8 protein-coding genes are annotated in these 13,127 nt (G+C 54.8%); 6 read left to right on the top strand and 2 right to left on the bottom strand.

The window, feature by feature from the left end:
- Positions 1-24: 24 nt before the first annotated feature.
- The 5 genes from MHI24_RS09145 to MHI24_RS09125 all read left to right on the top strand — a co-directional run bounded on the left by MHI24_RS09145 (position 25) and on the right by MHI24_RS09125 (position 9,944).
- Positions 25-2,343 carry a helix-turn-helix domain-containing protein gene (locus MHI24_RS09145; protein ID WP_340025326.1) on the top strand — a complete coding sequence of 773 codons (2,319 nt, stop codon included), beginning with the start codon at positions 25-27 and terminating at the stop codon, positions 2,341-2,343.
- Between the two features lie 231 nt (positions 2,344-2,574).
- Positions 2,575-3,558, top strand: coding sequence for an ABC transporter permease subunit (locus tag MHI24_RS09140; RefSeq protein WP_340026642.1), 984 nt, complete (start codon positions 2,575-2,577; stop codon positions 3,556-3,558).
- Between the two features lie 14 nt (positions 3,559-3,572).
- Entirely contained in the window at positions 3,573-4,457 is an 885-nt protein-coding gene (locus tag MHI24_RS09135; RefSeq protein WP_340025325.1) for a carbohydrate ABC transporter permease, read from the top strand.
- A 36-nt stretch (positions 4,458-4,493) separates the two neighbouring features.
- Positions 4,494-6,041 (top strand): ABC transporter substrate-binding protein, encoded by a 1,548-nt coding sequence (locus MHI24_RS09130; RefSeq protein ID WP_340025324.1) that lies wholly within the window; start codon positions 4,494-4,496, stop codon positions 6,039-6,041.
- Positions 6,042-6,164: 123 nt separating this feature from the next.
- The gene (locus MHI24_RS09125) at positions 6,165-9,944 is read left to right on the top strand and encodes an Ig-like domain-containing protein (RefSeq protein WP_340025323.1); all 3,780 of its coding nucleotides are present in this window, start codon (positions 6,165-6,167) and stop codon (positions 9,942-9,944) included.
- A 356-nt stretch (positions 9,945-10,300) separates the two neighbouring features.
- Here MHI24_RS09125 and MHI24_RS09120 read toward each other — a convergent pair whose 3' ends face one another.
- Positions 10,301-11,158, bottom strand: a complete 858-nt coding sequence (locus tag MHI24_RS09120; protein ID WP_340025322.1) for an AraC family transcriptional regulator — start codon at positions 11,156-11,158, stop codon at positions 10,301-10,303.
- Between the two features lie 93 nt (positions 11,159-11,251).
- A complete protein-coding gene (locus MHI24_RS09115; RefSeq protein ID WP_340025321.1) occupies positions 11,252-12,382 on the bottom strand; it encodes a glycoside hydrolase family 88 protein in 1,131 nt (376 codons plus the stop codon).
- 218 nt (positions 12,383-12,600) lie between these two features.
- On the opposite strand from MHI24_RS09115, the gene MHI24_RS09110 reads away from it, so the two are divergent.
- Positions 12,601-13,083 carry a class I SAM-dependent methyltransferase gene (locus tag MHI24_RS09110; RefSeq protein ID WP_340025320.1) on the top strand — a complete coding sequence of 161 codons (483 nt, stop codon included), beginning with the start codon at positions 12,601-12,603 and terminating at the stop codon, positions 13,081-13,083.
- Positions 13,084-13,127: the final 44 nt, after the last annotated feature.

Genomic DNA, 13,127 nt, shown 5'->3' with positions numbered 1-13,127 from the left:
CCCAAGAGCAGGGAGAGAGAACTCATGAATATACTGCAAACGATCCGTTCGCGCAAATATCTGCAGCGGATTCTGCTCAGCTTCATGCTTGTTGTGGCTACATTGGCTGCCGCTTCGCTGCTGCTGAATGCCAGCGCCCGGGGCAAGGTGCTCAGCCTGCAGAACGAAGCCGACGTCAAGCTGCTGACCCAAATCAACTACAATATTGAGAACATGAACGGCATCGTGAAGGATTTGGCCGTATCCCTGTACAATGACGAAGAGCTGATTGCCCTGAAATCCGGTGCCGATTACCGGCAGAGCATTCTGAAGATCGAGCGGCTGAACCGTACGGTGGCAGCCTCCCCGTACCTGCATGCGGCCATTTTCTACAACGGTGCGCAGCACCGGTTCTTCTCATCGCTTAATCATGATATTAACAACAGCCTTCTGTACAGTGCCTTGGAGGACTATATGGCCTCCCGGCCGGATGTGCCGCGGCTGCAGCTCATTCCTCTGGACCTTGACGGAAAAGACGAAAGCATTGACGTATTTGCCTTTTTTATTTACGACGGAGAAGCCCTTGGCTCCATCAATGATAATGTGCTGATTCTGACGGTAAAGCCGGGCTGGATGCTGGATAATATGAAAGCGCTTAACCAAGTGGCTGAGCGGGAGAATGATGTGCTCTTTGTTACCGACAGCGCAGGGGAGGTACTGATTTCAACCGACGGTATGCTTCCTGAAGGGCTTAACATCAGGGCGGATCTGCTGCCGCGGATCGCTGCCTCCGGCCAGGCGCTGGATTCTTTCAATTACACGCATGGCGGGAGAAAGTATAAAGTCACTTATCTAAGCAAGGCACTGAACAACTGGCAGATCATCAGCATGCAGGATTACAATGAAGTACTGGGCAGTGTCCGGCAGATGCGGTGGACAGAAGTGGCCGTCACGCTATCCGTAGTCCTGCTCGCTGTTACGCTGTCCGTACTCTTTGCGCTGCGGCTCTATAAGCCGGTCGGCCAGCTGCTGACGCTCGTACCGCAGGAGGGCCGCAGCCTGCCGCAGGGGAAGGATGAGCTGTCACTGATCGCGGCCAATGTAACGGAGATGATCGGCAAGCTGAAGGGGCTGGAGCAGGAACGGGCCTCGCAGTCGAATATCGCCAAGGTCTACCAGCTGCGGAGCCTGATCGGGGCAAGCCACAGCGTGGACGAACAGACGCTGGTGCAGCTCAGGCAGCAGTACGGAATTGACATCGCTTATCCGTCGCCGCTCCGGCTTGCCCTGGTGCAGATCGATGATCTGCAGGGGCTTGCCGCAGGACAGGGCATGCAGATGGAAGCCCTGCTGTACTTTGCCATTGCCAATATCGGCCAGGAGCTGCTGCGGCCTGCGGGCTCCTGCGAGGCTGCGGATATGAAAAGCGGGCATCTGGTCTTTCTTGTCGGCGGCGGAGCTGCCGGAGAAGGGGCACTTGCGAAGCTGGACGAGCGCTTCAGGGAGCTTCAGCAGACGATTTTTGCTTATTATCACATTACCTTTACGGTTACGCTGAGCGAAGTGTTCGGGGATTACCGCAGCATTACGCAGCATTACAACCTGGCGGTGCGCCGTTCCAATTACCGGATGATCTTCGGCAAGGGAGCGGTGCTTGAACCGGAGCAGCTCCGGGAGAATGAACGGAATGACTCGCTGCGGATTCCGCTGGAGCTGGAGCGGCAGCTGATGGAAGGGCTGAAGGGCGGGGATCTGGCCGAGACGGAGCAGGCGATCACCAGGTGGAGGACGCTGCTCGGCACCTTCAGCTACGAGAATATGTTCTCGGCTGTGCTGCATCTGGCGGTGACCCTGAGCAATACGCTGGGCGAGATGAATAATCACAATATTAATCCTGTGTCCGTCAACCTGCAGGCCGTCAACAGGCGGATTCTGGAGAAGGAAACTCTGGATGAGATTGAGGCCGTGCTGCTGGAGGTGGTGCGTGAGGTGGCGGAGCAGCGCCGGAACGGGCGCGAGGACAAAAACAGGCTGCTGGCGGAAACGGTCAAAGAAATCATCGACAAGCATTACGCCGATCCCGATCTCAATGTGCAGCGGATCGCCGACATGCTGAAGATGAGCTCTGTCTATCTGGGACAGGTGTTCAAGGCACAAGAGGGGGTGACCGTAGTCGACCAGATCAACGCGGCGCGCCTGGCCTATGCCAGGGAGTACCTGGAGCAGAAGGACCTGACAGTAACGGAAATTATGGAAAGGGTGGGTTTCGGGAACGAAAGCTATTTTTACCGCCTGTTCAAACGCCGCTATGGAACAACGCCGAAGGAGTACCGGCTGAAATCAGCCATTGACCGCAGCAAATAAGGCGAATCCCTCATATTTATGCCAGGCCCGCTAATGAATTCAATTCATTTGACGGGCCTTTTTGATGCACCTCCCCGCCTGAACAGGAATCCGGGAACTATACAGCCCCGTTGTACAGCAATCCTGCGATTGTACAGTACCTCTACAGCCTGATTCCGCGCTATTCTTAGGCCATGCAAAGCCTGAACACAGGCAGCCGTTAACGAAGGAAAGGAAGGGGCTTTGGTTATGATGAAGAACGCTTCACTCACGCGGCAAGAGGCACAGGCGGGTGCGCCGCCGGGAAAACGCAGAAGGACCTGGATCGCCCAAGAGCTGCATCATTTCAAGAACAACCGGGAGCTGTTCCTGCTCTCGCTGCCTGGGATATTGTACAAACTGATTTTTGCCTATATTCCTATGATCGGCCTGATTATCGCCTTCAAAAACTACCGCTATGATCTGGGCATCTTCGGCAGCGAATGGGTAGGGCTGGATAACTTCCGCTACCTGTTCACTACCGACACGGCGTGGCGGATTACCCGCAATACGGTTCTATATAACACCGCTTACATTCTGGTGGGGACCTCGGCGGCGCTGCTGCTGGCGATTCTGCTGAACGAAATCAAGGCCAAGTGGAGCAAGTTCTACCAGACCGCGCTGTTCCTGCCACACTTTCTCTCCTGGGTGCTGGTAGGATATGTGGCGTACGCTTTCCTGAACCATTCGGACGGCTTCATCAACCGCACGCTGGAATCATTCGGCCTGGAGCCGGTGAGCTGGTACCAGAATGCCGGACCGTGGCCAATCATCCTCATTCTGGTGCAATTATGGAAGGTCGTAGGCTTCAACACGCTGATTTATTTTGCCGGGATTATCGGGATCAACAGTGACTATTACGAGGCCGCGCGGATCGACGGGGCAACCAAGGTGCAGATGGCCTTCAAAATCACCATTCCGCTCATGGCTCCGATCATCATCATCATGCTGATTCTCTCGATCGGCAACATGTTCCGCGGCGACTTTGGTCTGCATTATTTTATCCCGAACAACTCGGGCTTTCTCTACGGCTCTACAGATATCATTGATACTTATGTGTACCGTGCACTGCGTGAAGTCGGCAATGTAAGCATGTCTGCGGCTACAGGCTTTTACCAGTCAATTGTTGGTCTGGTGCTGGTGCTGACGGCTAACGGAATTGTGCGCAAGGTCGATCCCGATAACTCTCTATGGTAAGGAGGTGCCAGACAGTGGCCCGAAAATTCGAATTCTCCAAATTGTTCATTAACCTGCTGTTCATCGTGCTGTCGCTGGTGGTCATCCTGCCGTTTCTGCTGGTCGTTGCTGTATCGCTGACGGATGAAAAGTCGCTGACCGCGAACGGTTACCAGTTTATCCCTGAATCGTTCAGCCTGGATGCCTACCGCTATCTGCTGGATGCTCCGGATGTTCTGTTCCGCGCTTACGGGGTGACCTTCACGGTGACCATCATCGGTGCGGGGGTTGGACTGCTGCTGACCGCGATGACTGCGTACGTCATTTCCCGGCAGGATTACCGCTATAACCGCGCGACCACCTTTTATGTGTTTTTTACGATGCTGTTCAGCGGGGGACTCGTTCCCTCCTACATTCTCATCACGCAGTACCTGCATCTGAAGGACAGTCTGTGGGCGCTCATTCTGCCGATTCTGCTGTCACCGTTCAATATCATGGTCATGAAGGGGTTCATGTCGAAGATCCCGCTCGAAATTATTGAATCCGCCAAAATCGACGGGGCGCGGGAGTTCCGCATCTTCTTCCGGATTATCCTCCCGTTGTCCACGCCGGCGCTGGCTACGCTGGGTCTTCTGATCTCCTTCACATACTGGAACGAATGGTTCAACGCGATGCTCTATATCGATGATCCGAACAAGGTGCCGCTGCAGCTGCTGCTCGTGCGGACACTCAACAGTATCGAGTTTCTCACCACAAATGCGGAATTTACCGGCCAGCTCGGGATCGATTTGTCCAGCTTCCCTAACAGTTCGGCGCGGATGGCGATTGCTGTGCTGGCCGGCGGTCCGATGCTTGTAATCTTCCCGTTTTTTCAGCGGTTTTTCGTCAAAGGGCTTACGGTTGGCTCCCTAAAGGGTTAACATACAATCATGTACAAAGTACAGGAGGTCACACACATGAGAAAAAGGCTGTCTGGAGTTCTGGCATCTGTATTGCTCACAGCATCGGTGCTGTCCGGCTGCGGTGGCAACGGCAATGGTAACGGGCAAAATGCTAGCGGGGGTGAGAGCACGGGGACACCGGCCGCCCAAAGCGCGGCACCGGATTCGGGAAATGCCGGAGATCTGAAGCCCGTAGAGCTGACGTGGTATTATCCGATCTCACAGCTGCAGGCCGATCAGCAGAAGGTGCAGGATGAAGTCAACAAGATCGTCAAGGAGAAGATCAACGCAACAGTCAAGCTGATGCCGGTGGCCATCGGGGATTATGTGCAGAAGATGAACACGGTGCTGGCGGCAGGCGAGAAATTCGATATTCTCTGGACCGGATACATGCTGAAGCCGGAGGAGTTGGTGCGTAAGGGCGCCATTCAGCCGATGGATGCGCTGCTGGATGAATATGCGCCGGAGCTGAAGGCCGATGTACCGCAGGTCATGTGGGACGGACTGTCCGTAGACGGGAAAATTTACGGCATTCCGAACCAGCAGATTAACGGCTCACGGTACGGATTCATCATCCAGAAGCGTTTTGCCGACAAGTACAAACTTGATACCGCTTCCATCAAAAAGATTGCCGACATCGAGCCGTTCCTGGCCCAGATTAAGCAAAATGAGCCGGATATCATTCCCTTCGGCACCTTCGGGAACTCCTTTATCAATCCGCAGTCGCACGATGACCAGTACTGGGTAGTACCGGGCCTCGACGACCACTTCTATATCAAAACTGATGATCCGGCCTATACGCTGCACCGCTATCCTGAAGAAGAGCTCGACAATTTCCGTCTGGCCAGCAAGTGGTATAAGGAAGGCTATATTTACAAGGATGCGGCTACCGAGAAAATGAACGATTACCTGGCCAAAGGCCGGATCGCCGTAGATTTCAACGTCACGCTGAAGCCGGGGGTGGAAGCGGAGGTTATGGCGAAGAACGGCGGCAATGAGGTCATCACGGTTCCGCTCAGCGACTGGTTCTCGAACGGCTATTCGGCGACCACCAACCAGTCGATCAGCCGCACGGCTCCTAATCCGGAACGGGCCATGATGCTGCTGAATCTGATCAATACCGACAAGGAGCTGTACAATCTGATCTGCAACGGTATTGAGGGCGTTCACTATGAGAAAACAACGGGCGATTACATCAAGGCTCTGCCGGATTCCCGTTATCTGCCGAATATGGACTGGGTTTTTGGCAGCGTATTCAACTCATACCTGAAGGAAGGCCAGCCTGAGAACGTCTGGGAAGAGACCAAAAAGATCAACTCCGAGTCCGAGGTCAATCCGGTCGGCGCCTTCAAATTCAATTCCGAGCCGGTCAATACCGAGATCGCCAACCTGAACGCCGTGTGGGGTGAATATAAGCGCGGGCTTGTGACCGGCACCCTGGATTTTGACGAAACCTGGCCTGTACTGTACGGCAAGCTGAAGGAAGCGGGCGAAGAGAAGTATGTCGCAGAGGTGACTAAGCAATTCGAAGCATTTCTTAAGGAAAAAGGCTTGAAGAAGTAAGCGGACAGAATAGATAACGATAGCACCGGAGGAAACAGGAGAACCTGCTGCTCAGGGACGGCTTTGCCATAGCTTTATATTTGGCCGGGCCGTCCCTATCTTGATTTGAAAGGAAGAGGAGCTATGGTGAAAAAGAGGTTGCTTGCCGCGCTGCTGGCTGGTCTGCTGGTCTTGACGATTCCCGTTCCGCCTTTTAGAGCTACTGTATCTGCGGAGGAGGTATCCCCCGGAATTACCTTTTATGTATCTGTTAATGGAAGCGATTCCAACGATGGGACGCTGAATGCCCCGTTTCTTACACTGGAAAAAGCCCGTGACGCGATCCGCGCACTGAAAGCGGACGAAGGGCTGCCTGATGGTGGAGTCACTGTCTATTTGCGCGAAGGCCGGTATGAACGGACCAGCAGCTTCGAGCTGCGGGAGCAGGACTCCGGTGAGGCGGATAAGCCGATTACGTACACGGCCTATCCTGGGGAGTCCGTCACGTTGTCAGGCTCGGAGAAGCTGGAGAAGTCAGCATTCGTTCCGGTGACGGACAGCTCTGTGCTCAGCCGGATCATCAGCACTGAAGCGAGAACCAAGGTGCTGGAGGCGGATCTGGCCGGTCTCGGGATTACCGATTACGGCGAGCTCAGCCGCCACGGCTATTATCTGGCTAATGACCTGAGTAAGGTCCCGCCGATGGAGCTGTATGTAGCCGGAGAGGGCATGACGTTGGCCCGCTGGCCGAATGAAGGCACGGTCCAGATGGATGAGATTCTTGATCCCGGCCCGACCCGGAAGGACCCGAACGGAGAGGTGCATACACGCGGCGGCACCTTCACCTATACGTATGACCGTCCGCAATACTGGACGCAGGCCGATGACATCTGGCTGGACGGGATCTTCGGCTACAGCTGGGAATGGTCGTACAACAAGATTGCTTCCATCGACACGGCCGCTAAGAGTATCACCCTTCGCTACGGCGAAATGAGCGGTATCTTCAAGAACTGGTATCCGGACTTCCACTTTGCGCAAAATTTGCTGGAGGAGATTGACATGCCCGGCGAATACTATATTGACCGCCAGGCCGGGAAGCTGTATTTTCTGCCGAATGCCGGATTTGCTGCCTCCGCGGACCCGGACATTGAAGTCACGATGCTGAAGACGCCGATGATCAACGCGCTGAACGCTTCTTACATCGACTTCTCGGAGCTGGTGCTGGAGAACGGCCGCGACTCGGCGGCGGTGTTCATGGGCGGCAAGCAGCTGCGTATTCTGAACAGCGAGATCCGCAATTTCACCAACAGCGGGGTGCTGGTCAATACCCAGAGCCGGTTCTACTACAACAACTTTGAAGGGGCTCCGGGTACGGACCATGCTATTATCAGCAGCCATATCCATCATATCGGCGGCACTGCCGTTACGCTGGCGGGCGGCAACAAAACCACGCTTGCGCCGGGAAACAACAGGGTGGAGAATTCGCATATTCATGATTTTGCCTACTATCACAAGGCCTATAATCCGGGGGTTCTGCTGTCCGGTGTCGGCAACCGCATGTCGCACAATGAGCTGCATGACGCGCCCCATCCCGGCGTGCTGATCTTCGGCAATGATCATACCGTGGAATATAACGACATCTATGATGTCTGCACGACCTTCTCGGACCTCGGTGCGATCTATATGAATGCAGGAGAACAGCCCCATGAGCGGGGCACGGTGATCCGGCGCAATTATTTCCATAACATCGGCGAGAGCAAAGCAGGGGTAGAAGGCGTGTATCCCGACAACTTCACGATGGGGCTGACGATCGACGAGAATATTTTCTACAAGATGGGCAATTCGGCTATTAAAAATAACGGCGGTGCGCATATTCTGACCCGCAATAATATTTTCGTGGACAGCAAGGTGCCTTATGATTACGCAGACCTGTACCTTGGCGATGAGCCGGATGATCAGGTGCCGCTGAATTACATGCCGAAGTGGCAGGCGCTGTTCGCGGCGAACAATAATTTCGCGGGAACCCCTTATCTGGCCAAGTATCCCGAGCTGGCGGATTTCTTCACGGAGAACCGGTATTATCCTGACACCAACACGTTCCAGGGCAATGTCGTCTACAACCCGTCGGTTCCGCGCAGTGTAACAACCAATGTGTACGGAGCTTATGACAAATTCGGGCTGGTGCAGTATGACGGGAACTGGGTGACGGCGGCCGACCCCGGCTTCACCGATCTGGCGGGAGGCGATCTGTCGCTGCGGCCGGATGCGGAGGTATTCAGTGCTATTCCCGGGTTCCCGGACATTCCGTTTGCTGAGATCGGCGTCATCGGTAAGGCTGGCACGACAGCCGGTCCGGACAGCTATCCTGTACAGGGAGTTGCCGTCTATGACAATGAAATTACCGTGGACCGCTGGAAAACGGTGAAGCTGCGCACGGCGGTGCTTCCGTGGAATGCGGATAATCCCGCCTTGACCTACACTTCGGCTGATCCGGCTATCGCGTCGGTGGACGGGGCAGGAGCCGTAACCGGCCGGGCGGTCGGGACCACGGTGATCACGGTAGCCTCGGCGGAGAATCCGCTGTTGACCGGCACGGTCACGGTTCATGTGGAGGCCGGCGATGGTGTGATGGACTTCACGGATTTCGAGTCCGGCGCGAACGGCTGGCAGCAGGATGCCAACCGCAGCATCGAGAAGCTTGGCACAAACCGCTGGTACAAGATTCTGAACGGGGCCTCGTCGCTTAGCCCCAAATCCTTCTCGGACTATGAGCTGAGCTTCAAGCTGAAGACCCCGGCGGTGATGGGCGATAACGCGACGCTGTATATCTTCGACCGTCAGGCCGGAAGCGGCTCTACCCGGGTCGGCTATAAGACCCGCGCGGACGGAAGCTCCGCCTGGCTGCTGTACAATTCTGCCTGGACCGTGCTGAAGGAAGTGAAGCTGCCGGGACATGACCTGCAGCCGGAGACGGAATATACGGTCCGCATGCTGGTGAAAGGCGGAGATATCAGCGTCTATCTGGACGGAGCGTTCCGCCTGAAGGGCAATGACCCGGGCCATAACGCGGAAGGGAAGGTCGGCTTCTATGTCAGCAATGTCAGCCAGATGCACTTCGATGACATTCAGTTCAGGGAGCTGACCACTGTGCTGGCCGGGATTATCCCCGCAGAGAATAATGTACGTTTGGCCGCCGGGGAGCAGCGGCAGCTGCAAGTATCTTTTGATCCGTCAGATACGCCGGATACTGGGGTGACCTGGCAGTCCGCCAACCCGGCGGTGGCAACTGTCGACCAGACCGGAGTGGTCAGCGCTGTGTACGAAGGGGATACGGTAATCACCGCTGTGTCAGTGGTGAATCCGCAGATCAAAGCCGATATTGCCGTAACGGTCTCCAATATCATGCATGAGACGGATTTCGAGCACGGCGGCAACGGCTGGCCGATTGACCCTAACCGCAGCATTGCCGCTGACCCGGACGGCAACCGCAGATATAAGCTGCTGAACGGCGCCACCGGCCTGCTTGACCGCAGCTTCACGTCTTATCAGCTGGACTTCAAGCTGAAGACGCCACCTGTGATGCCGGATAACGGCATCCTGTACATCTTCGACCGCCAGGACAGCTCCGGCTCCACCCGGATCGGCTACCGGACCCGGGCGGATGGAACCTCAGCCTGGATCTTGTATGACACGGCCTGGCAGAAGCTTACTGAGAATATTCTGCCGGGGCATGACCTGCAGCCGGATACGGAGTACGCGGTAAGAGTCACGGCCAAGGACGGCGATATCACCGTATCCGTGGACGGCGCACCCAGGCTGTCCGGCAGCGATCCCGGCCACCGGCCGTCCGGCAAGGTGGGCTTCTACACCAGCGGCTTCAGCTATATGCTGTTTGATGACATTACGTTCTCGGTGCTGCCGTAGAGCAGGCTGGTAGAGTGGGTGCTGAAGGCGCTGAACGATAGTAACTGCATTTTATACAATGGAATGCGGTAAAAAAGGCTTCTAAATAGATTCTATTGTATTCGGTACAATTGAATATTGAAAAAAGGCCCTTTTTCACCCAAAACACAACTTTCTACTGTATGAATTACAATAGAATCTCATTTTACGGTCAGCTATGCGTATTCTATTGCAGGAAATACAATCAACAACTTGTATGTAAGAGTAGAATTCGGATGCGAATGCAGTATGAGCCTAATATTAGTTCAATGTTGATGCTTAGACGAACTAGCGCCCTTCCTGGAGGAAGGGCGCTTTTGTGTAATTGTGTCCTAACCTCAACGTATACTCTCTCTGTACTTCTCCGGGGAGATCCCTTTAAGCTTCTTGAACATCTGGCTGAAGTAGGAGGGGGAGAGGCCGCCGACCTCCATGGCGATTTCTCCGACGGACTTGCCCGTATTGGCAAGCAGGATGCAGGCTTCACGGACCCGCCGCTGCACAATATAGCCGGTGAGGGTAATGCCGGCATACTGCTTGAAGACATGGGAGATGTGGTAAGGGGACAGATGCATGCTGGCGGCGAGTGCTTCCAGACTGAAGGGCTCCCTGTAATGCGCGTCCAGCCATTCGGTAATCCGCCCGACATGTGATCCCCCGCGTGACTGGAGCTGGGGGGCTTCGGCCAGTACACCGGACATGTGCTGCTGAAGCAGCCGGATCAGCTGAAGCAGCAGAAACCCGGCCTGCTCTTCTGTGTCCCCGGCAGAGCTGCTCATATATTGATGTAATTCCTCCAGCAGCTCAGGGATGCGGGTGTTCTGCATATCATACATCACCGGCCTCAGCAGGCTGCCCTTCCACATGCTGCGGAAGAACTTGTCCATATGCGGAAAAGCGGACAGATAATGCTCCATAAAACCGGGGTCGAAGGTAAGGTTGGTCCGCAGATAGGAACGGCCTTGTTCCTGCGGAACCTGCACACGGTGCAGCTGATAGGGCTGAAACCAGACCAGCGTATGATCACGGATCGGGTAGGTCTCGTTCTCGGCCATAATTTCGCCGTGACCGCTGTAGATATACAGCATTTCAATTCCCCTGTGCGCGTGAAACCAGTGAGCTTCCGCATCTTCGCTCTTATAATTCATAAACAAACCGGGGCCCAGCTCCTGAGGCGGAGAATCGTTCCTGTTCATGAAAGACTCCTCTATGAATCCATTCTTGCTTCCAGTATATCATACAAGCAGGCAGGCCCCTCCAGGAGCCTGCCTGCCGTTCTAATGTGAAGCTTAACGCCCGTACCAGTACCCCGGTACTCCCCGCTCCAGACGGAGCAGCGCTTCCAGGAAGAAATAATCGCCCCAAATTACGAAATCATCAGGCGCGGAATTTCCTCTGACCGAATAAGAACCGTGGCGGAGGAAGCCTTCCTCTGAGAGATTGCCTGCGGTAAAGTAATTCTGGACCAGGGAATCCATAGACCTCTGTACCGCTTCACCCAGCAAGACGCGATCCGGATGACTCTCCGGCAGATGCTCCAGCAATTCCAGGACACCGCACACAAAGATGGCTGAAGCCGAGCTGTCGCGCGGAGACCCCGCCTCCTGCGGAGCGTCAAAATCCCAGTAGGCCACATAGTCAGACGGGAGATGCTCCAGGAAATGAAGGGCCAGTCTTCTTGAGGTTTCAAGAAAACGTTCCTCCCGAGTATAACGGTAAGCTAAGGCAAAGCCGTAAACGCCCCAGGCCTGGCCCCGTGTCCAGGTCGATCCGTCCTGATAGCCTTGTGCGGTTCCCCCGCGGACGGCATTTCCGTTCTCCTGGTTAAAATAAAACGTATGATAGGAAGAATCATCGCCTCTGACCAGGAACCGGCGGCTCTTCTCCGCATGGATGGTTGCACATTCGGCATAGCGTCTGTCCCCGGTCTGCTCGGCGGCAAAGTAGAGCAGCGGCAGGTTCATCAGGCAGTCAATAATGATCCGTCCGCCGTTATCCGGATCTCCTTCCGGTCCCCAGGCCTGAAAGATCTGTGCAGCCGGACGCCAGCGCCTCATCAGGACATCCGCTGCCTGCAGTGCCAGCTGGCGGGAGGCTTCATCCTGTTCGGCAATCCAGCGGGACATGGCAGACAGCGAATAGAGGAAACCAATGTCATGATGCTCCAATGCCTGCTGTGCCTCCATACGTTTCTGGAAGGAATCTGACGCCTTGACCGCAGCGGCATGAATGTCCGGGTCCTTACTGTATTCGTAGCTCAGCCACAATATTCCCGGCCAGAAGCCTTCCGTCCAATCCGTCTGGTCTGTTAGATGATATTTGCCGTCACCAAAGCTTACAAGCGGAAAAGCCTCCCCAAAACGCTTAATGTTCAGGCGGGTGGTCCTGAGCGTCAGTTCAATCACCGGTTTCCAGTCCATTATAATAACCTCCACAATATCGCTGAATTGTTCTTGAGATTATTATAAATCAGTAACTCTGTTGGTTTGTTGTGATCATCTGTAGCTGTATTGCGGTTTTGTCTCTCCTCTCAGTAGCTATTGTTTTTACTGGTTCTTTACCTTGAATGTGATAAGGAATATCTATTACCATTTTATGTATCAATACTTTACTGAAATTTGAAAGGGGAGGAACCCTTGTGCTCACCCAACTATTGCCCCTTCTTCACAAACCCGCGCTCTGGCAGCGCAGCAGCGAGCCGTTCTGGGATGACGACCACATCTCGGAAAAGATGCTGGAAGCCCATCTGCATCCAGACTGGGAAGCAGCAAGCCGCAGGCACGGGGATATTGACCGTTCCGTACTGTGGCTCAGCGGTCTGATTCCGCCCGGGAGCAGCATCCTTGACCTTGGCTGTGGCCCGGGACTCTATACGAAGCGTCTTGCCGAGCTGGGGTATGACGTAACCGGCCTGGACTTCTCCAGGCGCTCTATCGCCTATGCACAGGAGCATGATAGGCAGAGCCAATACCTGTATAAGAATTATCTGGAGCTGGATTATACCGAAGCCTTCGATATGATTACTTTGATCTATTGTGATTATGGCGCACTTACTCTCAGCGAGCGGTACACCCTGTTAGGCAAGGTTCACCAGGCATTGAAGCCCGGCAGACAGTCATAGCCGCTGAGCAGGAGCTGTATCAGTACTTGATCTGGAACACGGTG

The sequence above is a fragment of the Paenibacillus sp. FSL K6-1096 genome (assembly GCF_037977055.1).
GTDB lineage: Bacteria > Bacillota > Bacilli > Paenibacillales > Paenibacillaceae > Paenibacillus_AQ.
This window is presented reverse-complemented; position numbering and strand designations above follow the sequence as displayed.